Raw genomic sequence first — 25,433 nt, 5'->3', positions numbered from 1 at the left:
GTGTGGCTCGGCAACGGTCACTTCACCCTCGCGTGCCGCGTACTCCGGTGCACTGGTGCGAGCCCCCGGGCACTTGCTGGTGCCTTCCCCCGTTCAGGTCCGGCCCTTCGGTGCAGCCGCCGAGGTCGACATACACAGGCCACGGGCCCATCGTCCGGGCAGGATGAGGGTCGTGCATCACGTGCTCTGCGGCCTCGCCCGCAATCCCGCCCTGCCCGCCGAGCTGATCGACCGGTTGATCGCCGTCGCGGACGACGACGTCGCCGATGGTCTCGCCGGTCGCGCGGACCTCGGCCGTGCGCAGGCGGTCGCGTTGGCCGCGCGCGTTGCGGGGAGCGCTGTCCCACTCGTTCGTGCGGGCCTGCTGACCGCCCTCGACGTCGATCCTCTGGTCCGGCCGGATGCCGCCCTCGCCCTGCTCGACGAGGGTTCGGGCACGCCTGATTGGGCGCGCCGGTTCGCGGCTGATCCGGTCGTCGAACGTCGCGAGAGGCTGGCCGCCTGCCCAGGCCTCCCGTCCGATGTGGTGAAGACGCTGGCCGCGGACCCGGACGTGCGGGTGGTCGCGGAGCTCGCGCTGTGGGCCGCGCCGGAGGTCGCCGCCGGCCTCGCGGGGCACCCCCATGCCGAGGTTCGCCGCGCGTTGGCATGCAACGAGGGGACGCCTCCGGCCGTGCTGGCCATGCTGGTCACCGGAGAGGGCCTGCCTCCCGCGCGGCGGTGCCTCGTCTGCGACCGGGAGGAGACACCGTTCGTCCACGACCGGCAGTGCGCGAGGCTCGACTGCGACCTGTTGCCGGGAGCCTCGTGCGACGGCTCCCACGAGTCCACCGTGTACGACATGCACCGGGCGGCCCTCCACAACCCTGCCACGCCCACCGATGTCGCCATGGCCTTTGCCGGGCATCCTTCGATGCTGCTGCGCTGGGCCCTTGCCGCCCGCCCCGACCTAGCCCCGGAGGTGAGCAGACTGCTGGCCGGGGATCCGGTACCGGGGGTACGGGCGGACCTCGCCGAGAACGCCGCGATCGACGACGCCGTGATGCGCACCCTGGCAGGCGACCTCGACGACATCGTGCGCCGGAGCCTCGCCCACCATCCGAACGTGCCTCTGGACGTACTCATCGGCCTGTCCCGCGGCACACGGATCGGTCCCACTCTGCTTCCGCGCGTCGCCTCGGCGTCCCGCGCCGAGGTCGAGGAACTGGCCGCGTCACCGGTCCCGGCAGCACGGATGCTCCTGGCCCTGCGCCGCGATCTTCCCGCCGGGATCCGTGACGCCCTCGCCGCCGACCCGGACGCGAAGGTGGTCAAGGCCATCGCCCCGCACCCGGGCCTCTCCGACGTACAGCTGCGGGCCATGACCGCCCGGCACGGGGCCCGGATCGCGGCCGGGGTGGCGGCCAACCCGGATGCGGAACCGGCGCTGCTGGACAGTCTGGCCCTGCAGGAGCCGCCGGTGCGGAAGGCCCTCCGCGCCATCGCCCGGCACCCCCGTGCGGCCGCCACGGCGCTCCTCGCCTGTTTGTCGGACGACAGGGCGTGTGAGGCGGCGGCCGGGCATCCGGCGCTGCCGGCGCGCGTGATGGTCGACCTGCTCTCCGGCTCCGACCGGCAACTGGCGGAAGCTGCGGCCGCCAACCCGTCGCTGCCGCCTGCCGTGATGTCGGAGCTGGTGCCCCGCCCGTGAATCAGCGGGAGACGCACGTCACATGCGGCCCGGTCACATTCCTCCGGGTCGGCCCGTCACAGAGGTGTATCCATCACCACCGCAGGGAGTACACCATGGAAGCGCGCTTGAACCTGTTCGCCAACCCGCTCGCGGCCAAGTCCTTGAAGCACCTGGTCGCCGCGGGAAGGACCTTCGCGGACTCGACGCTGCCCGCCGCGACGGCGGAGCTGGTGAAGCTCCGCGCGAGCCAGATCAATGGCTGCGGGGTCTGCACCGACATGCACACCAAGGACGCCACCGCCGCCGGGGAGACCGCGACCCGCCTCCACCTCGTGGCGGCCTGGCGGGAGGCGACGGTGTTCACCGACGCCGAGCGCGCCGCTCTGGAGCTGGCGGAGCAGGGCACCCGCATCGCGGACGCGGCCGGAGGTGTCACGGACGAGGCCTGGGCGAATGCCGCCAAGTACTTCGACGAGGACCAGCTCGTCGCGCTCGTGGCGACCATCGCGTTCATCAACACCTTCAACCGGCTGAACGTCATCGTCCAGCAGCCCGCGGGCGACTACCAGCCCGGCCAGTTCGGCTGAGCCGTAGCTCTCGGAGCAACGAGGCCCGGCCCTGGGGGCTGCCCGTGTCGTCGGGCGGCCCCGAGGAACCGGCGCGCTCGGTGCAGGTTCAGAGCTCGACCAACCGGCCTGGTGCGCGGACCGGGCGACCCCACCCACCGTGCACCTAGTCGGTGATCTCGACGCGCCGGCTGTCGTTGTCGGAGAGGAACGCCGCCAGGGCCGCCCCCTGTTCGGCGACGGTCTCGCGGTCGGTGCGGGAGAAACGGCTCAGCGGAGTGACCGTCACGGTGCCTGCCTCCACAGTCCAGGTCGCGGCGACCCGGCCGTCGACGAGGACGATACGAGCACCGGCGACCGACAGGCCGCGGTGGGCGTCGTCGATGATCCGGGTACGGTCCTGGTAGCCGAGGATCGCGTTGTCGAACGCCGGGAGGAAGCGCACCGAGGCGGGCGTGTCGGGGTCGGGGCGTGGCGCTTCCGGCAGATCCAGCAGTTCGCGGCCCCGCTCGTCGCGGAAGGTCACCAGCTCCTCGCGGATCGCTGCGATCGCGGCCGGCAGTCCGGCAAGGCCGCTCCAGGCTCGTAGGTCGGCCGAGGCGGCGGGCCCGAAGGCGGCGAGGTAGCGCCGCACCAGCGCTTCACCGACAGGATCGGCACCGTCCTTGGCAGGCGGGTCGATCGCGCGGCCCAGCCATGAGGCCATCGGCACGTTGCGCACTCCTCCCTTCGTGCGCCAGAGTCCGCGCGGCGGCAGTTGCACCATCGGGATGAGCGCAGCGACCAGCATCTCGCCCAGCGCCCGCGTCCCCGGCGCCGGCCAGCGATCGGCTACCTCCCGGGCGAGTTGCGACATCGAGCGCGGCTCGCCGTCGGCCATGACCGCCCGTCCGGCTGCGGCGAGTTCGTCGAGGTCCACCCCGTCGAGCTCTCGGCGGTACGTTCCGAGTACGCGCTGCCGCAGCATGGCGTCGTGGCGGGATCGCCAGGCCAGGGCATCGTCGGCGGTGACGAGGTGGACGGTGCGGCGCATGAGGTGCGTGCGGACCACGCCCCCCTGGGCCAGAAGGGCCGAGAGCTGTGCCGGGTCGAACGCGCGCAGCCGTGACCGGAGCCCGACGAACGGTTCCTGCGGTTCCTGGGCCTGAAGACCACCGAGGTGCGCGACGGCGTCGAGGACCGGCATGTCCGCGCGATCGAGGAGCAACTGCCTTGCGAGCGTCGCACGGTTGAGCGCCCGGGCGCCGAGAACGGTCACCGGGCTTCACCGGATCGCGCTGGTCGGCCGGTCGCCGGCCCGGCCGGATTCGCGTTCCCGTCCCCGTCCCCGTCCCCGTCCCCGTCCCCGGAGGCGAAGGTGTCCGGGCAGGGTGGGCACACCCGGGCACCTGTCGGCACCGGCTTGCGCAGTTTCACTGTGATTCCGTCCTTGAGGGTTCGTACATGTCGGTCGTCGGGCAGGAGCGCGTCGGCGTGCAGCCCGCCGCGCTCCTGCCCGAGGCACGTTCACCGGTTCGGGCCGAGGGACCGGTCGGGAGCCGGTCTGACCGTCCTCGGTCGGGTCAGGTGGCCGTCCGCCCGTCGATCGTCTCGCGCAGGATGTCCGCGTGCCCGGCATGCTGGGCGGTTTCCGCGATGACGTGCATCAAAACCCGACGCACACTGCGCACCGCCCCCTGCTCGTGCCACGGTGCCTGCGGCAGCGGGTGAACCGCTGCCAGGTCGGGGACGGAGGCGATGGTCTCCTCGGTCCTGGCAGCGACCTGCTCGTAACGGGCGATGACCCCGGCGAGGGTCTCCCCGGGCAGCATCCGGAAGTCGTTCCGGTGGTCGGTCATCCACTGCAGGATCTCCCGGGCGGTGCCGGCCGCGAGGTCGGCCCAGGTGACGCCGTCGGGTAGGTCGTGGCTCATCGCCGAGGGGCCGGAGACCTCGAATCGCAGCCAGTTCTCCTCGGTGGACGCGACGTGCTTGATCAGCCCTCCCGGACACAGCGCGCCGGCTGTGGGGCTCTCCCCGGCCTGTTCGTCGTCGAGTCCTACGGTCGTGGCGATCAGAGCGGCTCGCGCGGTCGACAGCGCGGCCAGGAGATCGGCGCGCTCGGCGTCGGCGGGCGGCGCGGGGCGTAGTGGGGACGGTCATCGTGATCAGGCCCTTCCGGTGGATCTCGTCGATCGGTACGAGTCAACGGTCGCAGGGAAAGCGGTCAGGTCATGTCCGCTTCTCGGGGCAGTATGGACGGCATGCCGAAGACATCAGCGCGCCTGCTGTCCCTGCTCTCGCTGCTCCAGGCGCGCCGGGACTGGCCGGGCGGACTGCTGGCCCAGCGGCTGAACGTCAGTGCGCGGACGGTGCGCCGTGATGTCGGCCGTCTGCGCGAGTTGGGCTATCCCGTACTCGCCTTCAAGGGGCCTGATGGCGGGTACCGGCTGGACGCGGGTGCGGAACTGCCGCCGCTGCTGTTCGACGACGAACAGGCGGTCGCTCTGGCCATCGCGCTGCAGACAACCACCGCAACGGGTGCCGGGATCGAGGAGGCAGCCGCGCGTGCGCTGAACACCGTCCGGCAGGTGATGCCGGCCCGGTTGCGTCACCGGATCGACGCTCTTGAGGTCACGGCGGTCGAGCGGCCTGCGCACCGCCCGAGCCCGCCGGCGGTGAGCAGCGTGCTCATGACGCTCAGCGCGGCCGTGCACGCCCACGAGGTGCTGCGCTTCGGCTACGCCGCAGACCCCCCGCCCCCGGGCGGCGACCCCACCGGCATGACCCCGCGCCGGGCAGAGCCCCACCACGTCGTGACCTGGGGCGGCCGCTGGTACCTGGTCGCCTGGGACCTCGACCGCGAGGACTGGCGCACGTTCCGCGTCGACCGGATCACCCCGCGGCCCCCCAATGGGCCCCGCTTCACACCGCGCGAGCTGCCCGGTGGTGACGTGGCGGCCTTCGTGGCCGGCCGGTTCCGCGGGGCGGGCGGGCCCGGCGACTGGTCCTGCCGCGGCGAGGTGATCCTCGACGCTCCCGCGGCGGCCGTCTCCCGCTACACGAGCGACGGAGTGGTCGAGGAACTCGGCCCGAACCGCTGCCGGCTCGTCCTGGGCTCGTGGTCGTGGGCCGGCCTGGCCTCCGCCATCGGCCGGTTCGACGCCGACATCACGGTCGTCGGCCCGCCCGAGCTCAAGGACGCCTTCGCGCGCCTGGCCCGCCGGTACGCCGATGCCGCGGCCGGTGTCCCGCCCACCACCGGGAACTGAGCCCCGCTCCCGCTGCCGGTGCGCGGGACCGGACGGCAGGCGTTCACTCGGTCCGGCGGGGCAGCCCCAACTCGCCCGCCCGCAGCCCGGCCTGGAAGCGTGAGCCGGCGTCGAGCGTGGCCATCAGCTCCGCCACGCGCCGTCGATAGGTGCGCAGCGAGATGCCGAGCCGTCCGGCCGCGGACGCGTCGGTGAGCCCGGAACCGAGCGCGTCGAGGATCGTGCGGCCGCCGGCGTCGAGATGCGGGATGTCCCGGCGCAGATAGGTGTCGAGTTCGACGGAGTTGTCCCAGATCGCCGAGAACAGTGCGTGCACCCCGTCGACCATGGTCGGCGATGTCGTCACGGTGTACTGGCGGCCGCTGGGTGTCTGCCGGCCCGCAAGGATCGTCACCCGCCGGTCGATGATGATGGTTTCGTGCGGCAGCGGCGAGCCACTGATCCGGACGAGAGCGCCCTGCCCCTGCACGAGTCGCACATGCGCGCGGGTCGTCTCGTCGGCGAGCGCCATCGGGCTGAGCAGTTTACGGGAGGTCAGACCCGGAGACTCGGTGGCCCGCATCCGGTTGCGGACCGCCGCCCTGGCCGCGGGCTGTGACCAGGTGTCGAGGTCCCGTGCGGCGCACAGGAACTCGGTGCGCACGGACTCGAAGAGATGACCGGCGCGCGCGATCAGTTCCGCGTCCCCCTGGACCGAGTACATCTGTTCGTTCCGCACCCCGCCAGTCTGGCAGCAAGCTGCCACGGGCTCGCCCGGCCTGCCCGTGGCGCACACCATGTGTCTCATGACGATCAAGACCTTCTCCCTCGGCGGAGACCTGACCATCCGTCGGCTCGGCTTCGGCGCCATGCGCCTGGCGATGGGCACCTTCGACGGCCCGGCGCGCGACCCGCGTACCGGCATCGCGGTACTCCGCCGCGCGGTGGCGCTGGGCGTGAACCACATCGACACGGCGGGCTTCTACGGCAGGGGCGCGGTGCGGGCCAACGAGCTGATCCGTACGGCTCTGACTCCCTACCCGGACGACCTGGTGATCGCGACGAAGGTCGGACCGCTGCCCGGACCGGGCGGTGTGCCGAGCGGGCAGGCGACGCCCGGTCAGTTGCGCGCCCTGGTCGAGGCGGATCTGCGAGCCCTCGGGCTGGACCGGCTCGATCTCGTCTATCTGCGGGTGGGCGGTGTGACCGGTCCGGGCGGCGAATCGATCGCGGAACGGTTCGCGGTACTGGCCGAGCTCCGCGCGGAGGGGCTGATCCGGCACCTGGGGGTCAGCAACGTCGACGCCGGTCAGTTCGCCGAGGCGCGGGCCGTCGCGCCCGTCACGGCGGTGCAGAACCAGCACAGCGATGACATGGAACTGCTCGCGGAATGCGAGGCCTCGGGTATCGCGTACGTGCCGTACTTCCCGCTCGGTGGTGGCCGCGCCCCGCTCGATACCGAACGGCTCGGCAAGGTCGCGGCCCGGCTGGGCGCGACCACCGCGCAGGTACGGATCGCCTCACTGCTGGCCATGTCACCGTCGGTGCTGGCGATCCCGGGCACCGGCTCCCTCGACCACCTGGAGGAGAACCTCGCGGCGGACGATCTCGGTCTCGGCGAGGAGGACCTGTCCGAACTGCGCGGCTGATCCGAGGCCCTCGCTCGCGGCCGGCACGGAGCCTGTCGTCCACGACGGGTCGACGGGTTTCCTCACGTGCTCCCGATGGCGCGGGGACAATGGCGGGATGCCTTCCACCTCCCTGCCTTCGCCGTCGGCCCGGGCGGTGGGCCGCCTCCTCTCCGACGACGCCCTCCAGGCGTCCACCGTGGTCGCCAACAACACCATGAACCGCGAGCGTGGCCTCTCCGGCGTCAACAGCTACACCCGCGAGCTGGGGTTCGACCCGCTCACCCACCTGTCGGCGTGCGCCACGTCACCGTCCTGGCTCGACCTGTGCAGCGGGGAGGGCCGTGCGCTGCGGGAGGCTGCGGCTCGGCTGCCCGCATCCGCGGTGCTGACCGGGGTCGACCTCGTCGGCCCGCTCGCGTCTGCTCCCCTGCCGCCGGGGCTCGAACTCGTCACGGCCTCCGTCACCGGCTGGGAGGCCCCACGGGCGTACGACCTGATCACGTGCGTGCATGGGCTCCACTACCTCGGCGACCAGTTGCGCATGCTCACGCGTGCCGCCTCCTGGCTGGCTCCCGACGGGCTGCTGGTCGCCCACTTCGACCCGGACTCGGTGCGTTGGACGGACGGCAGATCGGCCTCGCGCCCGGTCCTGGCCGCTCTGCGCGCCGCGGGATTCGCCTACGAACCGCGCCATCACCGGCTCACGCACCACGGCCCGCAGCCCGTCCGGCTGCCTTTCCGCTATGCCGGCGCCGATCCGGGTGCGGGCCCGAACTACACCGGGCAGCCCGCGGTCGCCTCGTACTACACACCGGAACACGCCTGAATGAAGCAGGGCCCGGAACCAATTGGTTCCGGGCCCTGCTTCGACAGTAGCGGGGACAGGATTTGAACCTGCGACCTCTGGGTTATGAGCCCAGCGAGCTACCGAGCTGCTCCACCCCGCGTCGTTGTGATCCCCAGCCTATGCCATCCCGGCAGCTCCCATGACCACGTCCCCTCCCGGGCCCAGTGCTCCCGGTGGTCCCGGATGTCACCACGGCAGCGACCCCTCGGCGGGGAGGAACGATCCGACGGTCCGGGCCCCGCGGACGCCGAGCGTCCGGCGCCGCTCACCGCGCTCGGCGCCCGAACCGTCGGTGGTCGACGCACGGCCCGCCCTCCGACCCACCGGCTGACCTCCCGAACTGCCGGTCGATGCGTCAATAGCGCTCGGGCGTAGGGTAGTTGCCTCAGCACACTACGCAGAGGGAGCACTCGCATGCCGGTCGCGCTCGGCCTCGGTCTGCCGCAGACGAAGCAGTACGACATCGGCCGCGACGTCGCTGTCGTGGCGCGCGCCGCGGAGGCCGTCGGATACGAGAGTCTGTGGGTGTTCGAGCGGATTCTCTTTCCCGAGCCCGCGGGTCAGGGCCTGTACGGCGTTCCGGGACTGGCCTGGCCCGATCACTACCGAAGCATCGCCGACCCGCTGGTCACGCTGACGCTGGCCGCCGCGGCCACCGAGCGGGTCCGGCTCGGCACGAGTGTTCTCGTCGCCCCTTTGCACGTGCCCTTCCAGCTCGCCCGTTCCCTCGCGTCGCTCGACGCCGCGAGTGGCGGCCGGGTGATCGCGGGGCTGGGGACGGGATGGTCCCTGGACGAGTACGCGGCCGCGTCCGTCGCGCCTTTCGGGAAGCGCGGTGAGGTCCTGGACGAATTGCTGGACGTGTGCGCAGCCGTCTGGGGGCCGGATCCCGTCTCGTACAAGGGCAGTCTGACTACGATCGCACCGTCCGAGGTGGGGCCCAAGCCCGCGCGTCCCATCCCCGTCTATCTGCCGGCCACCGGCCCCCGGGCCACCCGCCGTCTGGTCGACCGGGCCGACGGCTGGATGCCCGTCGCCCTGGGCGCCCCACAGCTCGCCGAGCAGTGGCAGCGGGTGCGGGACGTCGCCGCGGACCGGGGGCGCGAGCGTCCTGTCGGGATCTGCGTCCGGGCCAACGCGCGGTACAGCGCGACGCCTGTCCCGGGCGCGGACCGGCAGCCCTTCCACGGCAATGTCGAGCAGATCGTCGAGGATCTCGTCGCGCATGCCGCCACGGGGGTTCCGGAGATCCTGCTGGACCTCCAGGCCCCGCTCCGCGACGCCTGCGAACTCGTCGACGTGGCCACCGAGGTGTACGAGACGGCACGGGCAGCCGGAGTCTGAGCAGCGCCCGCGCGGCGCCCGGGCGGGGCCGACGCCCGGGCGGCATCGGCACCCCAGTAGTTTCTCGTGGGCAGCTTCAGTGGAGACCCGCCGACGGAGGTACGTGACCCATGGACGACCGCGCTGCGCTGGCCGAACGGTTCGAGGCGGACAGGAGCCACCTGAAGGCGGTCGCGTACCGGATGCTGGGTTCGGCGAGCGAGGCCGACGACGCCGTCCAGGAATCCTGGCTGAATGCCTCCCGGGCCGACGTCAGTGAGGTGCAGAACCTGACGGGGTGGCTGACCACCGTGGTGGGCCGGGTGTGTCTGAACATGCTCCGCACCCGTCGTACGCGCGGTGAGGAGCCCCTCGGCACATACGACCGGACCCCTGGACCGGGCGAGGGGGACGACCCGGAACAGGAGGCCCTGGTCGCCGATTCCGTCGGGCTGGCCCTCCTCGTGGTGCTCGACAGGCTGGCACCGGCGGAACGTCTCGCCTTCGTGCTGCATGACATGTTCTCAGTGCCGTTCGCCGAGATCGGCCCGCTGCTCGACCGTTCCCCGGACACCGCCCGGCAGCTCGCGAGCCGTGCCCGCCGCCGGGTGAAGGGCGGCCCCGCGTCGGCGGACGCGGATCTGCCCCGGCGCCGACGCGTTGTCGAGGCCTTCCTGTCCGCTTCCCGCGCCGGGGATTTCGATGCTCTGGTGGCGCTGCTCCATCCCGATGTGGTGCTGCACGCCGACCGGTCGGTCATTCCCACCCCCGAGCCCGTGGTGGTCCGAGGCGGTCACACCGTGGCGAAGGGTGCGATGGCGGCCACGGGCCGTGCGCTGTTCACCGGTGTCGCGCTCGTCGACGGGCAGGTCGCGCTGGCGATGGCGCCGCAGGGACGGCTGCGCCTGGTCCTCTGCTTCACGGTCGTGGACGGCCTGGTCACCGGTATCGACGTGGTCGCCGACCCGGACCGGCTCGGTACGTTCGACATCGGTGTCCTGGACGACTGACGCGGGACAGGCGGTTGGCCGCGAGCCGTGGCCTCACGCCGCCGGGGACACCGGACGCCGGTAGCTGACACCGTCCTTGGTCCGCGTCAGCTTGCCGCCGATCACCAGGTAGCGGCGGAGGGCCGCGCAGTCCTCATGAACGGTGAGGAGGGCGTCGTTGACTTCGCGTTCGGTGTACGTCCGGTCGGTCTGGAAGAGCGTGTGTGCGAGGTGCTCGAGGAGTTGTTCGCGACGGGCCGTCTTGCGCGGGATCGACGTCAGCCGCCCCTGGGAGAAGAGGGCGGCCACACCACGGCTGGAGTTTGATCGGTTGTCGGACATGGCCCGGAGCTTCTCAGCCGGATCCGGCGCGCGGCAACATGTTTCCCGGGGAGCCTCGGCCGGAGCTGTGGCAACGGGCCGCTGTGCTGCCCGACACCTGTCCGGGGCGGGCGAGTTGACGCCTGAGCGCCGCCACGGTTTCCTGCTGCGATGACGGAACTTCGTATCGAGCGGGTCGACGGCGACGCCATGCTCCAGGACTGGCGCTACATCCACAACGCGATCATCCCCACCGCCGTGCTGTCGCTCGCGGAGGTGCGCGAACGCGCCGGTCGCAACCGGCTCGCCGTCGCCTATCTCGGCGAGGTTGCGATGGGCTGCTCGACCGTGCGGCCACCCGTCGACGGCACTGCGGCGGCCACGGTGATCGCGAGGGTGCTGCCGGGCCACCGCGGCAAGGGATTCGGTGGGCAGCTGTACGAGCGCGGCCTGGCGGACGCGCGCGCACTCGGCGCCGATGCCATCGAGACCTGCGTGCTGGAGTCCAACCCGGAGGGGCTGCGCTTCGCGCTCGGCCGTGGATTCGTCGAGACCGAGCGGTACGTACTGCCGGGTGACAGTGTGCCGTTCATCGATCTGCGGCTCGGCTGACGCCGACGCGGGAGGCGGCGCTCTGCGGTGGCCGCAGAGCGCCGGCTGTCAGTCCCGCAGGGCCGCGAGTTCGCGCACCGTTGCCATGTCGCTGAAGGGGACGAGCTGTTCGCCGACGATCTGGTAGGGCTCGCTGCCCTTCCCCGCCACCAGCACGATGTCGTCGGGGCCGGCGTCCGACAGGGCGAAGGCGATCGCCGCGCGCCGGTCCGCGTGGCGCTCGAACCGCGTTCCCGTGGCCCTGAGACCCGGGGTGATCTGATCCATGATCGCCTCGGGATCCTCGTTCCTCGGGTTGTCGGAGGTCAGGACGCAGAGGTCGGAGCGGGCCCCGGCGATCTCGCCCATGCGTGCCCTCTTGGTGACGTCCCGGTCTCCCCCGCAGCCGAAGACCGTGATGACCCGGCCCGTGGCGAAGTCCCGTACGGCGCTGAGCACCTTGTCCAGGGAGTCCGGGGAGTGGGCGTAGTCCACGATCACCGCGGTGCCGCTCGGCGTCTCGAACCGTTCGAGCCGCCCGGGGACCGGGGGCATCCCGTCGAGCGCCGCCACCAGACTCTCGAGGTCGTGGCCCAGGAGGTGGCAGGCCGCCAGGGAGGCGAGTGCGTTGGATACGGAGAAGCGCCCCGGCACCGGGATCGCCGCCGGGTACTTGCTGCCCCGGTGGTGGAGGATGAAGCGGGTACCGAAGGCGTCCATGCTCAGGTCGGTGGCACGGTAGTCGGCCGGCGCGTCGATGCCGTACGTGGTGACCCTGCCCGGCATCGTAGGCACGATCGCGGCCCCCACCGGGTCGTCCGCGTTGACCACGGCGCTGCGGCACAGTCCCTGGAAGAGGCGGAGCTTGGCGTCGCGGTAGTCCTCCATGGTGCCGTGGTCGTCCAGGTGGTCCTGGGTGAGGTTGGTGAAGATGCCCACGTCCAGGAAGGCGTGGTCCACCCTGTGGTGCAGCAGGCCCATCGACGTGGCCTCCAGGACCACGGTGCCGACCCCCTGGTCGCGCATCTGGCCGAGGAGGTACTGGAAGTCGGGCGACTCCGGCGTGGTCAGGACCGAGCGGGGCATCGGGATGAGCGCGTCGCCGATGCGGCTCCCCGCCGTTCCGATCACTCCGACCTTGGCGCCCTCCGCGATCCTCAGCACGGACTCGACCATGTACGAGACGGAGGTCTTCCCGTTGGTGCCGGTGACGGCCACCATGTTCATGGAACGGCCGGGTTCTCCGAAGTACCGGGAGGTGACGACCGCCGCCGCGGTCCGGGTGTCCGCCACCCGCACCACGCACGCACCGGTGCCGGCGGAGCGCACGGCTGCCAGGATCTCCGGCGCCCCGCCGTCCAGGAGTACGGCGACGGCTCCGCGCGCCAGTGCCGGGCCCACGGCCTCGGGACCGCCCTCGCGGTGGCCGGGTACGGCGATGTAGAGCGAGCCGGGCGTGACGCGATGGGCGTCGAAGCAGGCTCCGGCGGTGATCGGGGTTTCCGGATCGCCGAGGAGGACCTCGTGATCGTGACCGGCCAGCAACTCCCTCAGGTTCATGCGGGGGTCCTCTCGAAAATGCGGCTCGGCCCGTCGGCCGCCGTCGCGGGGTTGCCGACGGCGCGCCGCGGGAGCTGCGCATGGTGCGGGGTGCTGCGGTCTGCGCAGCGAAGGGGTGGAACGGCTCCGGTGGCGGAGCGGAAGAGCGCGGCCGGGACGGGAAGTGCGTCACGGAACGGCCGGCGGCGGTGGGTTCCTGGTCAGCCGTGGCCGTGCAGGGCGCCGCAGCGCGCCTGGGGAGCGGCGGGGCCCAGCACGAGGGGCGCCCTTCGCAGGCACTCCCTCACCGCATCTGTGTGACCCATATGGGGAGTGTACGTCCCATGGACCGCGCCGGATCCCGGTCGTCGTCGCAGGCGGCGGCCGGGACCGTGCGCCGCGCCGCCGCTCACCGCCCGTGGCTTCGACGGCGCCGGTTCAGGACGCGTGCCGGGGGCCTGCCACGCGGGAGCAGTGTGCTCCCGTGCGACAGGCCCCCGGGACCGGTCGTGCGGTGTCAGGCCGTGTGCAGGGTCAGCCCGTACCGGTTCAGGATCTCGTTGATCGGCTGGTACCAGGTCTCACCGCCGGAGCTGCAGTTGCCCCATCCTCCCGAGGTGACGCCCTGTGCCTGGTCCCCGCTGATGAAGGACCCACCCGAGTCGCCCGGTTCGGCGCACACGCTGGTCTTGGTCATCTGGTGGACCGCGCCCTGGCTGTAGTTCACCGTCTCGTTGGTGGCGAGCACGTTTCCGCAGTGCCAGTGCGAGGTGGATCCGGAGCGGCAGATCGAGGCGCCGACGGGTGCCACGGCGGAGCCGCGGACCAGTTGGTCGGAGATGGTTCCCCAGCCGAGGACGACGGGGACGGTCCACCAGCCGTTGCCCACGCTGACCCAGGCGTAGTCGTTGTCGGGGAAGGAGGACCCCTGGAAGCTGCCTATCCCCGATCCGTCCCAGCCACTGACCGAGGCGCCCGCCTGACCGCAGTGTCCTGCGGTGACGAAGCCGCCGTACACGGAGAAGCCGATCGAACACCGGGCGTTGCCCGTGTAGTACGGGTCGCCGCCCACGGTCCCGGCGGAGTAGGTCCGCGGCGCCTCGGCGGTCTGCTGGACGGCGACGGGGCCGGCGTCGCGCGCTCGCTCGACGAACTTACGGACATCGTTGTCGGATCGCGCCGAGGAGACGACGTTCACGACGACCTTGTTGGCCTCGGGGTCGACGTGCCAGCTGCTGACACCCGCGGGCGCCCGGAGCCGGTCGATCTTCGCCCTGGCCGCGTCGAGGCTGCGCGCGGTGTGCGTCACGAGGCGGACGGCGGCGCCCGTCGCCCGTACGGAAGGTGCCTGTTTCTCGCTGGTGACCGCGACCGTGAGGCCGCCCGTGGACGGGTCGAACCAGGAACCGCCGTACGACGCTCCTGCGGCCCGTTGCGCCTTGGGCTGGATCGCGGTCGCTGTCTTTTCCGCGGAGAGCCGCGCCCTGGCCTCGCTTTCCGTCAGGCCGAGGTCCTTCTGCATGGCCGCCAGCAGACCCCCGGACGCCTGCCGGGTGTCGGTGGCGGTGCGGGAGTCGGTGGTGGGTGTGTCCGCGGCCGAGGCGGACGGGAAGCCTGCGCCCGCCCAGGCTCCGGCGAGGAGCACGGCGGACAGGGCGGTGCGTAAAGCCGTGGTGCGTCTCAAGGTATTGGCCCTTCTGTTGTTCCGGCGACGTGGGGGAGGAACAGCAGGCGTCCGGGAGACGTCTCGCCTGAGAGCGCTCTCAGAGTGTGCCGATCCGGACTGTAGCCGAGAGCTGTTTGCAGGTCCATGCCAATGACAGACCCTGGCGGTCGCCCGGAGATGTCCGGCGGCGAAATCGCGTCAGGGCTGCTCGGGGCGGTAGGTGAACGCGCGCCACAGCGCACGCAGCGCCTCGTCGTCCCGCCAGAAGTCGGGGCCGGCGGCAGGGTCCACCGTTCCCCAGATCCTGATCGCGTCGGGTGACGCGTCTGCGACCGGCTCCCACCCAGGGTCACCGGTGGCCGCGAATCCGGCCCAGGCCGCGACCATCCGGTCCGAGAGACGGTGGTCCGCCGGCGTCGGCGGACCACCGATCAGGAAATGGACACTCTCCTCGGCCAGGTTCCCGAAGGCGAAGGGGATGTCCGCGCAGTGCCAGGCGTACGCCCCCGGCCCGGATCCACCCCGCTGCCGGGCGAAACGCGACAGAAAGGTGCGCCCGCCGGACCGCGCATGCGCGGCGGCGAGCCGGTTGCTGTACTCGCCGAACGACAGGTCCCCGTACACCGCCAGGTGGACATCGCGCACAGTCGCCTCGGGAACGAGGCGGCGATAGTCCGCCGGCAACGAGTCCGGCAGACCGAAGTCCTCGGCGAAACGGGCCAGTTCCTCCTCGGTGGTGACCTCGGCGCAGCTGCCGACGGCGCCCATCAGCCAGTACTCCTGGGTGGTGTGGCAGACGAGGAGGTCGATATCCGGCGCCGCCCCGGCCGCGACCAGGTCCAGCGGGTCGGCACGCAGGAGGTGGCCGTCGGCGACCGGGCCGAAGATGACGGGGTCCCAGGAGAGGCGGCCGGAGTGCGGATCCTGCCGGAAACCCTCGACGACCGCGTCGGATGCCCGCACCAGTGTGTGCGCGGACGCGGCTGCCAGACCGGCGTGCGTCGCGGCGATCGCCGCCTCGGCGGCCACCTGCCGTGTGACGTGCTCGGCGAGCTCCGGTGCGAAGACCGGGCCGACGGCGCTGTGCGCGATCGCCCGCCGGAACAGCCCCCGCGCCCCGTCCATGGTCATCAGGCAGGCCACGGACGTCGCTCCGGCGGACTGCCCGGCCACGGTGACGTTGTCCGGGTCTCCTCCGAAGGACGCGATGCTGTCGCGTACCCACTCCAGCGCGGCGATCTGGTCGAGCAGCCCGCGGTTCGGCGGGCAGGCGTCCTCGCCGTCGTCCGGGACATGGCCGAAGCCCTCGAACCCGATCCGGTAGTTGAGCGTGACCACGACGAGGCCGGCCCGGGCGAGCGCCGTGCCGTCGAAGTCCGGCTGGGCGCTGGACCCGAAGGTGTAGGCCCCACCGTGGATCCAGACGAGCACCGGCAGCCTGCGGCCCGCGGCCCCGTTCCCGCTTTCGGGGGTCCACACGTTGAGGCCGAGGATGTCCTCGTCACCGGGCGACCAGCTCGGAGCGCCCGGCAGTTCCGCCGACTGTGGCGAGACGGGGCCGAACTCCACGCAGTCGCGGATGCCCGTCCAGGCGTGCCGGGGGCGCGGCTCCCTGAACCGGGCAGCCCCGAAGGGCGGTTCGGCGTACGGAATGCCGAGGACGGCGACGGCTCCCCGGTCCGGTGCACGTCCGCGCACTCGGCCACTCACCGTGTCGAAAACACTTGTCAAGGCTGCCCTGCCATCCTTCGTTCCCCCGCCCCGGCCGGGGCCGGCGCGAAGATCAGAATGGCAGAACAGCCGGCCGCGGCGCGAACGAATTGCCCTCACCGCACGGGGTGCTTCACCGGGTGGAGAACGCGTGCACGGTCGCCGTCCGGTAGGTCCTGCCGGGGCGCAGCACGGTGGAGGGGAAGGACGGCTGGTTGGGTGCGTCGGGGAAGTGCTGGGCCTCCAGGCAGAAGGCGTCGCCCTGCCGGTAGAGGCGGCCCGAGGTGCCGGTGAGAGTGCCGTCGAGGAAGTTTCCGGTGTAGAGCTGCATTCCGGGTTCGGTGGTGTACATCTTCATGACCCGGCCGGAGTCGGGGTGGGTGACGGTCAGGGCGTACTCGGGCCGGGGCGTGATGCCTTTGTCCAGCACGTAGTTGTGGTCGATGCCCTGGGCGATCACCGTCTGCTCGTGCGGCGTGCGGTCCTGCTCGCCGATGCTTCGGGCGCGGCGGAAGTCGAAGGGGGTACGGGCGACGGGGGCGAGTTCCCCGGTCGGGATGAGCGTGGGGCCGACCGGGGTGTAGCGGGTGGCGGCCAGTTCCAGCAGATGGCCGTCGACCGTGCCGCTTCCCTCCCCGGCGAGGTTGAAGTAGGTGTGGCTGGTGAGGTTGACGACGGTGGCCCGGTCGGTCGTGGCCTCGTAGTCGATGCGCCAGGCGCCGCGCGCGGTGAGGGTGTAGGTGACGCGGACGGCCAGGTTGCCCGGGTATCCGGCTTCTCCGTCCGGGCTGGTCCGGGTGAGGACCACGCCCGTGTCGGTGCCACGGGTGAACGGTTCGACGTTCCACATGCGTTTGTCGAAGCCCCGGTCACCGCCGTGCAGGCTGTTCGGGCCGTCGTTGACGGGCAGTTGGTAGGTGGCGCCGTCAAGCGTGAACCGCCCGTCGGCGATGCGGTTGCCGTAGCGCCCGATCAGTCCGCCGAAGTAGGGCGACTTGGCCACGTAGTCGTCGATGTTGTCGAAACCCAGGGCGACATCGGTGGTCCTGCCGCGGCGGTCGGCGGTTTCCAGGGACTGGATGATGCCGCCGTAGGAGAGGGCCCTGAGCGTTGTCCCGCCGTTGCTCAGGGTCCAGCGGTGCACCGCCGTGCCGTCGGCGAGCCTGCCGAAGAGCTCCTTGGTGGGCGCGTTGCCGGATGTGCCGCGACGGCCGTCCGATGCGTGGGCGGCGCCGGCCGTGGTGGCGGTGATCCCTGCGGCGGCCGCGGCCGTCAGCACGGTGCGTCTGGTGGTGCTGGGCATGGGTGACTCCTTGACGGGGAGGGGGAGTTACGAGCCGACCTTGCGTTTGTTGTAGACGTCGAAGCCGACGGCGGCGAGCAGCACGAGCCCCTTGATGACCTGCTGGTAGTCGGTGCCGATCCCCACGAGCGACATACCGTTGTTGAGTACGCCGAGCACGAGACCGCCGATGATGGCACCGAAGACCGTGCCGACTCCGCCGCTCATGGATGCCCCGCCGATGAACGCGGCGGCGATGGCTTCCAGTTCGAAGTTCGTCCCCGCCTGGGGTACACCGGCGTTGAGGCGCGCGGCGTAGACGATCCCGGCGAGCGCCGCCAGTACGCCCATGTTCACGAAGACGAGGAACGTGACGCGCTGGTCCTTGACGCCTGAGAGTTTCGCCGCGGCGCGGTTGCCGCCCAGCGCGTACACATGGCGGCCGATGATCGCGTTGCGCATGACGTAACCGAAGCCGATGAGCAGCGCGGCGAGCAGGAGGAGCACGACGGGGACACCGCGGTAGCTGGCCAGGGTCATGGTGAAGGCGAGTACGGCCGCGGCCAGAGCGACGCACTTGGCGAGGAAGATGTTGCGGGGCAGGACGTCGAGTTCGTAACGCTGCTGGCGCCTGCGGTCGCGGACCTCCTGGAGGAGGGCGAAGGCCAGCAGCGCGCAGCCCATGAGGAGGGTCAGGTTGTGGTAGTTGGTCTCGGGCCCGATCTCGGGGAGGTAGCCGGTGGAGATCTTCTGGAAGCCCTCGGGGAACGGGCCGAGCGAGCGGCTGCCCAGCAGGATCTGCGTACCACCGCGGAACAGCAGCATTCCGGCCAGTGTGACGATGAACGAGGGGATGCCGACGTACGCGATCCAGAAGCCCTGCCAGGCGCCCGCGACCGCCCCGACGATCAGCGAGAGCACGAGGGCGAGGACCCAGGGCATGTCGTGCTCGACCATCATGACCGCGGCGGCCGCGGAGACGAAGGCTGCCAGCGAACCGACGGAGAGGTCGATGTGCCCGGCGATGATGACGATCATCATCCCGATGGCGAGAACCAGGATGTAGCTGTTCTGAAGAACGAGGTTGGTGACGTTGTTCGGCTTGAGCAGGACTCCGTCGGTCCATATCTCGAAGAGGACGACGATCACCCCGAGGGCGATGAGCATCCCGTACTGGCGCATGTTGCGGCGGGCCGCGTCCAGGAGGAGGCTGCCGGTCGTCGGGGTCGGGGCCGGGGCGGCCTTGCCGGTGCGCTGCGGGGTGTCGGTGGGGGCCTGGGGCATTCCTGCTACCTCTTGTCGCTGGTCATATGGCGCATGAGGACCTCCTGGGTGGCCTGCGCGCGCGGGACTTCGCCGGTGAGCCGGCCGGCGGCCATGGTGTAGATGCGGTCGCACATGCCGAGCAGCTCGGGAAGCTCGGACGAGATGAGCACGACGGCCTTGCCCTCGGCTGCCAGCCGGTCGATGACGGAGTAGATCTCGTACTTCGCGCCGACATCGATCCCGCGGGTCGGCTCGTCGAGGATGAGGACGTCCGGACCGGCGAAGATCCACTTGCCGAGGACGACCTTCTGCTGGTTGCCGCCGGAGAGGCGGCCCACCTGCTCGAAGACCGTGGGGGCCTTGATTTTCATGGAGGTGCGGTACGACTCGGCGACACGGGTCTCCTCGTGCTCGTCGACGATCCCGCGCCGCGACACCTTGTCCAGGGCGCCGAGGCTGATGTTGCGGCCGATGGTGTCGATGAGGTTGAGGCCGTACTGCTTTCGGTCCTCGGTGACGTAGGCGATCTTGTGGCGGACCGCTTCGGAGACGGTGCGAGTACGGATCTCCTTGCCGTCCTTGAGGACCGTTCCGCTGATGTTGCGGCCGTAGCTGCGGCCGAAGACGCTCATGGCGAGTTCGGTGCGGCCGGCGCCCATCAGCCCGGCGATGCCGACGATCTCACCGCGACGCGCCAGGACGGAGACGCGGTCGACGACCTTGCGGTGCTGGTCGATCGGGTGGTGGACCGTCCAGTCGCGTACCTCCAGGGCCGGGTGCGCTCCCGGGTCTCCTTCGTACGGGGTGCGTTCCGGGAAGCGGTGGTCGAGTTCGCGGCCGACCATGCCGCGGATGATGCGGTCCTCTGTCGTCGAACCGGCGCCCACGTCAAGGGTTTCGACCGTCCGGCCGTCGCGCAGGACGGTCACGGAGTCGGCGACCGCGGTGATCTCGCCGAGCTTGTGCGAGATGATGATCGACGAGATGCCCTGACTCTTCAGCTCCTCGATGAGCGTGAGGAGTTTGGCGCTGTCCTCGTCGTTGAGGGCGGCGGTCGGCTCGTCGAGGATCAGCAGCTCGACCTTCTTGGAGAGCGCCTTGGCGATCTCGACGAGTTGCTGCTTGCCGACGCCGATGTCCGCGACCCTGGTCTGCGGATGCTCCCTCAGACCGACCCGGTCGAGCAGGACGGCCGCGTGGCGCAGGGTCTCGTTCCAGCTGATGAAACCGCGCGTGGCGTGTTCGTTGCCGAGGAAGATGTTCTCGGCGATGGAGAGGTACGGCACCAGGGCGAGTTCCTGGTGGATGATCACGATGCCTCGTGCCTCGCTGGCCCGGATGTCCTTGAAGGCGCAGTTCTCGCCCCTGAACCGAATCTCCCCTTGGTAGCTCCCGTGCGGATGCACGCCGCTGAGTACCTTCATCAGGGTCGACTTGCCGGCACCGTTCTCCCCGCAGATGGCGTGCACCTCGCCCTGGGCGACGGTCAGGGAGACGTCGGAGAGTGCCTTCACACCTGGGAACGTCTTGACGATGGACCGCATCTCCAGGATGGGTACGGCGGCGGCCACCGGGCCTGCCGTCGGAGCCTTCATCGGAGGTCGCTCTCCTTGATGTAGCCGGAATCGACGAGCTCGGCGCGGTAGTTGGTCTTGTCGACGCTCACCGGGTTGAGCAGGAACGCCGGGACGACCTTCTTCTCGTTGTCGTACGTCTTGGTGTCGTTGACCTCGGGCTTCTTGTCGTTCAGTACGGCGTCGGCCATCTGGACGGCCTGTTTGGCGAGGGCGCGGGTGTCCTTGTAGACGGTCTGCGTCTGCTGGCCTGCCATGATCGACTTCACCGAGGCGACCTCGGCGTCCTGGCCGGTGACGATGGGGTACGGCTTGGCGGCGGTGCCGTATCCGTCCGACTTCAGGGCCGAGATGATTCCGATCGACATGCCGTCGTAGGGCGAGAGCACCGCGTCGACGCGCTCGGAGGAGTAGGCGCTGGTGAGGAGGTTGTCCATGCGCTTCTGGGCGGTGCCGCCGTCCCAGCGGAGCGTGGTGGCCTGGTCCATTTTCGTCTGCTTGCTGCGGACGACGAGCTGCTTCTTGTCGATGTACGGCTTGAGCGTCTTCCATGCGCCCTGGAAGAAGTAGCGCGTGTTGTTGTCGTCGGAGGATCCGGCGAACAGCTCGATGTTGAACGGCCCCTTCTCGGTCCCGGACTTCAGCCCGAGCTTGTCGAGGATGTAGTCGGCCTGGAGCTCGCCGACCTTCTCGTTGTCGAAGGAGGCGTAGTAGTCCACGTCCGGGGTGCCGAGGATGAGACGGTCGTACGAGATGACCCGGATGCCCTGCTCCGCCGCCTGGTGCAGCACGTCGCTGAACGCGCGGCCGTCGATGGCGGCGATCACGAGGACGTCCACACCCTTGGTGATCATGTTCTCCACCTGGGAGACCTGCTGGTCGACGTCGTCCTCGCCGTACTGGAGATCCGTCTTGTATCCGAGCTTCTCGAACTCGGCGGCCATGTTCTTGCCGTCGGCTATCCAGCGCTCCGACGACTTGGTCGGCATGGCGATTCCGATGGTCGAGCCCTTGCCGCCCGTCTTCTTCTCCTTGCTGCCGCCTTCCCCGCTCTGGCCGCAGGCGGCGAGAGTCACCGAGAGGGCGAGGGCGGTGAGGACCGTTGCGGTCCGGGCGACGCGCGGGGTGGGCACGGTTCGTGAGGTGCGCATGGTCGGTCCTCCGGGTGCGAGGGAAGCGGCTGAGCGGACCGCACTGCCCTCATGGGTGTTCGGTATTTCGGACATGGTTCGGCGTGCACGGCAGCCGCAAACACTCGAGGCCCCCGCCGCGCCCGTGGGCATCCCTCTTGCGCGACACGGCAGTTGAGTTGACTGTCGTTCGAAATCTCGTCATGCGTTCGAAATGTGGGCGTGACGGTAGTGAGGGGGCGGGGAGGCTGTCAATGGGGCAGGCAGGCGCTGCCGCGGTAACCCTCACCGGCGGGATACGGTTTCGGCCGGACCGGCGCTCCCCACGTTCCTCCCGGACGGGCACGCCGGACGGGCATGGTGCGAGCGGGCCCGTCCGGCGTGACGGCGGTCAGCCGGCCTGGCCGATCGCACTCCGGAGCATGGCCACGGTGGTCGCAGCCGCGGCGCGTTCCGCCTCGTCGCCCGTGGCGCGCACCCGCTCCTCCAGCAGCACGACGGCCGCCTGGAGCACGCCCACCCGGACGGGGACGCTCTGCATGGCCGTCAGCACGGCCGCGGCCTGTTCGGCGGGCGTCGCCGTCGCGGCCTGCGGAATGAGGGTGGAGATTCCGCGCCCGAGTGCACGGTCACGAGGCGGCTGAGCCGCGGCAGTGGTCACCGAGGAAGTCTGCCGCACCCGGTGGGCGGATTGGGTCAGCGACTTGGCCGCGGCACCCCGGAGCCGTCCTGGAGATGATGGTGAACACGTGTCAACAGGGCCGTCAGCCGGGCACGTTCGCGCGCGTTCAGAGGTGCCAGAACATCATCCTGCACGGCGGCCGCGTCGGCCTGGAGGCGGTCGAGCAAGGTGCGGCCCGTCGGGCTGACGGTGACCGTCACACGCCGACGGTCGGCGGTGTCGCGCGCCCGGTCCACCAGTCCGGCCGCGCTCAGTTCGTCGATGATCTTCACGATGTCGCTGCGGTCGATCGCCAGCCTCGACGCCAGCTCCCGTTGCACATGGGGGCCGAAATCGACCAGGGCGGCCAGTACCGCCATGTGCCGGAGCCGCAGGCCGCGGTCGGCCAGCCGCTCGGCGAGGCGGTTCCGCGCGGTCTTGCCCGTCCTGGACATGAGGTAGGTGGTGAGTCCCAGGAGACTGGGCGGGGTCTCGTTCTCGTTCACTTGTATATCGTAGGTGCGCACCCATCATGGGTGCACACCCAGAATTGTTCGGGGGGCATTGTGCGGGGCTTGCGAACGACTCGTTGCCCACCGCGAGCGAGATGGCCGCGTCGGCGCCGCCGAGACGGCGTGTCTCCTGCGCGATGCCCTGCACGCGGGCATCGATGACATGATCGGCCCCAACTCCCTGGCGAGGGCCGGCTTCTCGTCCCCGGCGTACGACGTGGTGTCGTGATTCAGCCAGAAGTAGCGGTTGCAGTAGAGCAGGACCTTGTGGTGCGGCCGCAGCCGTTTGACCTCGCGGATGAAGCGGTCCTTCTCGGCGTTGCTCGCATGCGTTCCCTCGCCGTTCTGCTCCCAGTCCACGGCCAGCAGTTCGCCCGCCTTTTCCGGCGCCTTGCTCAGGAAGTATTCCGCCTGTGCCGTGATATTCCCGGGCCACAGGAAGTGGTAGAACCCGACCACGCATTCTGCGTCCCGGGCACGTTTCGCCTGCGCCGCCAGACGCGGATTTATGTACGAACGGCCCTCGGTGGCCTTGATGAAGACAAAATCCAGCCCGTCCGTTTCGAACGACGCCTGATAGGCGCTGACGTCGACACCGTGCAGCATGGGTACCGCCTCACACATGGTCCGGAGAATCCGCTTCCTCCCCTGATACGTGCCCGCGGCGCACTGCTCCCATCCGTCCGACGGGACGGAAAAAGATGAGTGCCCCGGCGCAAGGAATAGCTTCCGGCCGACAGGAGTTGGTGAACCGGCGGAACCCCTTGCACGTATCGCACGCACCAGCGGAAGGTCGGATCCATGAAGATCGGCATCATCGGAGCAGGGAATATCGGCGGCAACCTCACCCGGCGCCTCACCGCGCTCGGCCACGACGTGTCCGTCGCCAACTCACGCGGTCCGCAGACACTCACCGCGCTGGCCGAGGAGACCGGTGCGACCGCCGTCACCGCTTCCGAGGCGGCGAAGGGCGCCCAGGTCGTCGTCGTCACCGTTCCGCTCAAGGCCGTCCCGGCCCTGCCCGCCGGCTTCCTGGACGGTGCCGCGGAAGGCTTCGTGGTCATCGACACCGGGAACTACTACCCGCGCGAGCGCGACGGCCGGATCGCGGCGATCGAGGACGGGCTGCCCGAGAGCCGCTGGACGGAGCAGCAGATCGGTCACCCCGTCATCAAGGCCTTCAACGGAACCTACGCGCAGGACATCCTCTCCCAGGGGCAGCCGACGGGCAGCACGGGCCGTCAGGCGCTGCCGGTGGCCGGCGACGACGCTGCGGCGAAGCAGACGGTCCGTGACCTGATCGATGAGCTGGGCTTCGACACGGTGGACGCGGGCGGGCTCGACGAGTCGTGGCGCCAGCAGCCGGGCACACCGGTCTACGGCAACCAGGGTGATGTCGCGGCGATCGAGAAGGCCCTGGCCTCGGCGTCCGCCGAGCGGACCGCCGAGTGGCGGGCCTGAGGTCCTCTCCGGCCCGTGTGCGGCAGGGGCGCGAGGCACCCACCCCTGCCGCACGGCCTGCTGCTGCCCGGGCAGCAGCCGCCCGCCCCCTGCCGCGTGCGCCGGGCCCCCGTACCCCTCGGGGTCTCAGCCGTCGTAGCCTGTGCTGCGACTGACCTTCTCCCAGGCCAGCAGTTCGGTGCGGGAGGCGTCGAGGCTCGCGAGGACCGCATCGGTCGCGTCGTTGCCGAGCGGCAGCCGGAGCGGGGTGTCCTGGGCCGCCAGCGCCGTCAGGATGGCGGCCGCCGCCTTGCGCGGGTCGCCCTCCTGCCTGCCGTCGGAAGCCGGGAGGTTGCTGCGGACCGGGCCAACCGTCTCCGCATAGGCGGCAAGGGCCGCGGACTGACGGAGGGCGCCGCCCCCGGCGAAGCCGGTCCGGAACGATCCGGGCTCGACGATCAGCACCTTGATGCCGTGCGGAGCCACCTCCGCGGCCAGCGCCTCGGACAGACCTTCCAGGGCGAACTTCGTCGCCGAGTAGCCGCCGACCCCCGGGAAGGTGAACCGGCCGCCCATGCTGCTCATCTGGACCACGGCGCCGGAGCCGTTACGGCGCATGTGCGGCAGCACGGCACGCACCAGTACGGCCGGCCCGAAGAAGTGCAGGTCCATGAGATCGCGCAGCTCACGGTCGCTCGTCTCCTCCACGGCACCGACCAGCCCCATCCCCGCGTTGTTGACCACCACGTCGATCCGGCCGTACCAGAGCACGGTGTCCGCCACGACATCCGCGATGCGCGCCGTGTCGGTGACATCCAGTTGTACGGCGACGGCGCGGTCGGGATGCGCGGCCACCAGGTCGTCGAGCGCCTCCGGCTTGCGGGCCGTGGCGACGACGGTGTCCCCGGCGGCGAGGGCTGCCGTGGCGATGGCGCGGCCGAAGCCGGAGGAGGCCCCGGTGATGAGCCAGACCCGTCCCGGAGCGTTGTCGCGGGGCGCTGCTGCGTGTTCGGCGTTCATGTCCGACTCCAGGTCTTTCCGGTGGCGTTGCGGTGATCCAGTTGTGTCATCCGGCTCCCGGCACAGTCCAAGACAAAGACCTGGACTGGTGGGCGGTCAACCCCCGCCCGGACGGTTCGAGTCCGCGGTGGGGTCCGACGAACGACAACGTCGAGGAGATGCTGGAGCAGGTGGCGGAAGGTGCCGCCATCTGTTTCGCACCGCTGAGTATGGCCCGGTACTACGCGCGGCCCGATCTCTCCTGGGTCCCGCTGACGGACGTGGAACCACTGCGCGTCGTGCTCGCCTGGGCGGAGCAGACCGACAACGCGCTGGTGCGCGGGTTCGCCGGCGTGGTGCGCGAACTCTCCACCCAGAAGCCGACGGGTGGATGAGAACGCGCGGGACGGCCGGCGCTCGCGCTGATGCCGGAGTGAGGACTTCACCGCAACGCCGGGCATCCTGCCGAGGACAGGATGCCGTC

General features: G+C 70.7%; 24 protein-coding genes, 1 tRNA gene and 1 pseudogene. 10 read left to right on the top strand and 16 right to left on the bottom strand.

Translation table 11 applies throughout. The annotated features are described in order from the left end of the window. The first annotated feature begins 172 nt into the window (after positions 1–172). Positions 173–1,690, top strand: a complete 1,518-nt coding sequence (locus ACIBJG_RS31320; RefSeq protein ID WP_399312604.1) for a hypothetical protein — start codon at positions 173–175, stop codon at positions 1,688–1,690. A gap of 95 nt (positions 1,691–1,785) precedes the next feature. Continuing rightward, on the top strand, positions 1,786–2,259 hold the full coding sequence (locus ACIBJG_RS31315) for a carboxymuconolactone decarboxylase family protein (RefSeq protein WP_399312602.1): 474 nt from the start codon (positions 1,786–1,788) through the stop codon (positions 2,257–2,259). 145 nt (positions 2,260–2,404) lie between these two features. Here ACIBJG_RS31315 and ACIBJG_RS31310 read toward each other — a convergent pair whose 3' ends face one another. Next, positions 2,405–3,496, bottom strand: coding sequence for a winged helix DNA-binding domain-containing protein (locus tag ACIBJG_RS31310; protein ID WP_399312600.1), 1,092 nt, complete (start codon positions 3,494–3,496; stop codon positions 2,405–2,407). A 304-nt stretch (positions 3,497–3,800) separates the two neighbouring features. Beyond that, the gene (locus tag ACIBJG_RS31305; protein WP_399312627.1) at positions 3,801–4,325 is read right to left on the bottom strand and encodes a DinB family protein; all 525 of its coding nucleotides are present in this window, start codon (positions 4,323–4,325) and stop codon (positions 3,801–3,803) included. Positions 4,326–4,481: 156 nt separating this feature from the next. On the opposite strand from ACIBJG_RS31305, the gene ACIBJG_RS31300 reads away from it, so the two are divergent. Beyond that, positions 4,482–5,489 (top strand): helix-turn-helix transcriptional regulator, encoded by a 1,008-nt coding sequence (locus tag ACIBJG_RS31300; RefSeq protein ID WP_399312598.1) that lies wholly within the window; start codon positions 4,482–4,484, stop codon positions 5,487–5,489. Positions 5,490–5,532: 43 nt separating this feature from the next. On the opposite strand, the gene ACIBJG_RS31295 is transcribed toward ACIBJG_RS31300, so the two are convergent. Further along, positions 5,533–6,207, bottom strand: a complete 675-nt coding sequence (locus tag ACIBJG_RS31295) for a DNA-binding response regulator (RefSeq protein ID WP_399312596.1) — start codon at positions 6,205–6,207, stop codon at positions 5,533–5,535. Between the two features lie 67 nt (positions 6,208–6,274). Between ACIBJG_RS31295 and ACIBJG_RS31290 the strand changes: the two genes are divergently transcribed. Continuing rightward, positions 6,275–7,117 carry an oxidoreductase gene (locus ACIBJG_RS31290; protein ID WP_399312594.1) on the top strand — a complete coding sequence of 281 codons (843 nt, stop codon included), beginning with the start codon at positions 6,275–6,277 and terminating at the stop codon, positions 7,115–7,117. A 97-nt stretch (positions 7,118–7,214) separates the two neighbouring features. Beyond that, positions 7,215–7,925 carry a class I SAM-dependent methyltransferase gene (locus tag ACIBJG_RS31285; RefSeq protein ID WP_399312592.1) on the top strand — a complete coding sequence of 237 codons (711 nt, stop codon included), beginning with the start codon at positions 7,215–7,217 and terminating at the stop codon, positions 7,923–7,925. A 47-nt stretch (positions 7,926–7,972) separates the two neighbouring features. On the opposite strand, the gene ACIBJG_RS31280 is transcribed toward ACIBJG_RS31285, so the two are convergent. Further along, positions 7,973–8,046, bottom strand: a tRNA-Met gene (locus ACIBJG_RS31280). A 314-nt stretch (positions 8,047–8,360) separates the two neighbouring features. Between ACIBJG_RS31280 and ACIBJG_RS31275 the strand changes: the two genes are divergently transcribed. Together ACIBJG_RS31275 and ACIBJG_RS31270 are read left to right on the top strand one after the other, a co-directional pair. Then, positions 8,361–9,290 (top strand): TIGR03619 family F420-dependent LLM class oxidoreductase, encoded by a 930-nt coding sequence (locus ACIBJG_RS31275; RefSeq protein WP_399312591.1) that lies wholly within the window; start codon positions 8,361–8,363, stop codon positions 9,288–9,290. Between the two features lie 110 nt (positions 9,291–9,400). Further along, complete coding sequence (locus tag ACIBJG_RS31270) at positions 9,401–10,279, top strand: sigma-70 family RNA polymerase sigma factor (RefSeq protein ID WP_399312589.1); 879 nt, start codon at positions 9,401–9,403, stop codon at positions 10,277–10,279. Between the two features lie 33 nt (positions 10,280–10,312). Here the strand turns inward: ACIBJG_RS31270 and ACIBJG_RS31265 are convergent, their stop codons facing one another. Further along, complete coding sequence (locus ACIBJG_RS31265; protein WP_399312587.1) at positions 10,313–10,600, bottom strand: DUF2087 domain-containing protein; 288 nt, start codon at positions 10,598–10,600, stop codon at positions 10,313–10,315. Positions 10,601–10,750: 150 nt separating this feature from the next. Between ACIBJG_RS31265 and ACIBJG_RS31260 the strand changes: the two genes are divergently transcribed. Then, on the top strand, positions 10,751–11,191 hold the full coding sequence (locus tag ACIBJG_RS31260) for a GNAT family N-acetyltransferase (protein ID WP_399312585.1): 441 nt from the start codon (positions 10,751–10,753) through the stop codon (positions 11,189–11,191). A gap of 48 nt (positions 11,192–11,239) precedes the next feature. Here the strand turns inward: ACIBJG_RS31260 and ACIBJG_RS31255 are convergent, their stop codons facing one another. From ACIBJG_RS31255 to ACIBJG_RS31210, 10 genes are all read right to left on the bottom strand, one after another. Beyond that, positions 11,240–12,730, bottom strand: a complete 1,491-nt coding sequence (locus ACIBJG_RS31255; protein ID WP_399312583.1) for a UDP-N-acetylmuramoyl-L-alanyl-D-glutamate--2,6-diaminopimelate ligase — start codon at positions 12,728–12,730, stop codon at positions 11,240–11,242. A 496-nt stretch (positions 12,731–13,226) separates the two neighbouring features. Further along, entirely contained in the window at positions 13,227–14,393 is a 1,167-nt protein-coding gene (locus ACIBJG_RS31250) for a S1 family peptidase (protein WP_399312581.1), read from the bottom strand. Between the two features lie 180 nt (positions 14,394–14,573). Continuing rightward, the gene (locus tag ACIBJG_RS31245) at positions 14,574–16,106 is read right to left on the bottom strand and encodes a carboxylesterase/lipase family protein (protein ID WP_399312579.1); all 1,533 of its coding nucleotides are present in this window, start codon (positions 16,104–16,106) and stop codon (positions 14,574–14,576) included. Between the two features lie 112 nt (positions 16,107–16,218). Beyond that, complete coding sequence (locus ACIBJG_RS31240; protein WP_399312577.1) at positions 16,219–17,388, bottom strand: aldose epimerase family protein; 1,170 nt, start codon at positions 17,386–17,388, stop codon at positions 16,219–16,221. Positions 17,389–17,415: 27 nt separating this feature from the next. Continuing rightward, positions 17,416–18,651, bottom strand: a complete 1,236-nt coding sequence (mmsB, locus tag ACIBJG_RS31235) for a multiple monosaccharide ABC transporter permease (RefSeq protein ID WP_399312574.1) — start codon at positions 18,649–18,651, stop codon at positions 17,416–17,418. A gap of 5 nt (positions 18,652–18,656) precedes the next feature. Further along, positions 18,657–20,228 (bottom strand): multiple monosaccharide ABC transporter ATP-binding protein, encoded by a 1,572-nt coding sequence (mmsA, locus tag ACIBJG_RS31230; protein WP_399312572.1) that lies wholly within the window; start codon positions 20,226–20,228, stop codon positions 18,657–18,659. Then, on the bottom strand, positions 20,225–21,358 hold the full coding sequence (chvE, locus tag ACIBJG_RS31225; protein ID WP_399312571.1) for a multiple monosaccharide ABC transporter substrate-binding protein: 1,134 nt from the start codon (positions 21,356–21,358) through the stop codon (positions 20,225–20,227). The genes mmsA and chvE overlap by 4 nt, the downstream gene beginning before the upstream one ends. Positions 21,359–21,728: 370 nt before the next feature. Then, positions 21,729–21,998, bottom strand: coding sequence for a hypothetical protein (locus tag ACIBJG_RS31220; protein WP_219568734.1), 270 nt, complete (start codon positions 21,996–21,998; stop codon positions 21,729–21,731). Between the two features lie 35 nt (positions 21,999–22,033). Beyond that, positions 22,034–22,453 carry a MarR family winged helix-turn-helix transcriptional regulator gene (locus tag ACIBJG_RS31215; RefSeq protein ID WP_399312625.1) on the bottom strand — a complete coding sequence of 140 codons (420 nt, stop codon included), beginning with the start codon at positions 22,451–22,453 and terminating at the stop codon, positions 22,034–22,036. A 75-nt stretch (positions 22,454–22,528) separates the two neighbouring features. After that, positions 22,529–23,116 carry a GH25 family lysozyme gene (locus ACIBJG_RS31210; RefSeq protein ID WP_399312569.1) on the bottom strand — a complete coding sequence of 196 codons (588 nt, stop codon included), beginning with the start codon at positions 23,114–23,116 and terminating at the stop codon, positions 22,529–22,531. 186 nt (positions 23,117–23,302) lie between these two features. On the opposite strand from ACIBJG_RS31210, the pseudogene ACIBJG_RS31205 reads away from it, so the two are divergent. Continuing rightward, positions 23,303–23,971: pseudogene (locus ACIBJG_RS31205) on the top strand (NADPH-dependent F420 reductase); the annotation flags it as partial. Positions 23,972–24,097: 126 nt separating this feature from the next. Here ACIBJG_RS31205 and ACIBJG_RS31200 read toward each other — a convergent pair. Next, a complete protein-coding gene (locus ACIBJG_RS31200; protein ID WP_399312566.1) occupies positions 24,098–24,970 on the bottom strand; it encodes an oxidoreductase in 873 nt (290 codons plus the stop codon). A 32-nt stretch (positions 24,971–25,002) separates the two neighbouring features. Between ACIBJG_RS31200 and ACIBJG_RS31195 the strand changes: the two genes are divergently transcribed. After that, on the top strand, positions 25,003–25,344 hold the full coding sequence (locus tag ACIBJG_RS31195) for a LysR substrate-binding domain-containing protein (RefSeq protein WP_399312564.1): 342 nt from the start codon (positions 25,003–25,005) through the stop codon (positions 25,342–25,344). The last annotated feature ends 89 nt before the right edge of the window (positions 25,345–25,433 follow it).

The sequence above is a fragment of the Streptomyces sp. NPDC050422 genome (assembly GCF_044458665.1).
Lineage (GTDB): Bacteria > Actinomycetota > Actinomycetes > Streptomycetales > Streptomycetaceae > Streptomyces.
The sequence above is the reverse complement of the archived record's forward strand: the minus strand, read 5'-3'. Positions and strand labels throughout refer to the sequence as shown.

Bases quoted from the DNA above. Each gene is read 5' to 3' on its own strand.
- ACIBJG_RS31260 (WP_399312585.1), top strand. From the start codon at position 10,751: ATGACGGAACTTCGTATCGAGCGGGTCGACGGCGACGCCATGCTCCAG.
- ACIBJG_RS31300 (WP_399312598.1), top strand. From the start codon at position 4,482: ATGCCGAAGACATCAGCGCGCCTGCTGTCCCTGCTCTCGCTGCTCCAG.
- ACIBJG_RS31240 (WP_399312577.1), bottom strand. From the start codon at position 17,388: ATGCCCAGCACCACCAGACGCACCGTGCTGACGGCCGCGGCCGCCGCA.
- mmsA (WP_399312572.1), bottom strand. From the start codon at position 20,228: ATGAAGGCTCCGACGGCAGGCCCGGTGGCCGCCGCCGTACCCATCCTG.
- ACIBJG_RS31285 (WP_399312592.1), top strand. From the start codon at position 7,215: ATGCCTTCCACCTCCCTGCCTTCGCCGTCGGCCCGGGCGGTGGGCCGC.
- ACIBJG_RS31215 (WP_399312625.1), bottom strand. From the start codon at position 22,453: ATGTCCAGGACGGGCAAGACCGCGCGGAACCGCCTCGCCGAGCGGCTG.
- ACIBJG_RS31200 (WP_399312566.1), bottom strand. From the start codon at position 24,970: ATGAACGCCGAACACGCAGCAGCGCCCCGCGACAACGCTCCGGGACGG.
- ACIBJG_RS31270 (WP_399312589.1), top strand. From the start codon at position 9,401: ATGGACGACCGCGCTGCGCTGGCCGAACGGTTCGAGGCGGACAGGAGC.
- chvE (WP_399312571.1), bottom strand. From the start codon at position 21,358: ATGCGCACCTCACGAACCGTGCCCACCCCGCGCGTCGCCCGGACCGCA.
- ACIBJG_RS31290 (WP_399312594.1), top strand. From the start codon at position 6,275: ATGACGATCAAGACCTTCTCCCTCGGCGGAGACCTGACCATCCGTCGG.
- ACIBJG_RS31275 (WP_399312591.1), top strand. From the start codon at position 8,361: ATGCCGGTCGCGCTCGGCCTCGGTCTGCCGCAGACGAAGCAGTACGAC.
- ACIBJG_RS31210 (WP_399312569.1), bottom strand. From the start codon at position 23,116: ATGCTGCACGGTGTCGACGTCAGCGCCTATCAGGCGTCGTTCGAAACG.
- mmsB (WP_399312574.1), bottom strand. From the start codon at position 18,651: ATGCCCCAGGCCCCCACCGACACCCCGCAGCGCACCGGCAAGGCCGCC.
- ACIBJG_RS31265 (WP_399312587.1), bottom strand. From the start codon at position 10,600: ATGTCCGACAACCGATCAAACTCCAGCCGTGGTGTGGCCGCCCTCTTC.
- ACIBJG_RS31315 (WP_399312602.1), top strand. From the start codon at position 1,786: ATGGAAGCGCGCTTGAACCTGTTCGCCAACCCGCTCGCGGCCAAGTCC.
- ACIBJG_RS31255 (WP_399312583.1), bottom strand. From the start codon at position 12,730: ATGAACCTGAGGGAGTTGCTGGCCGGTCACGATCACGAGGTCCTCCTC.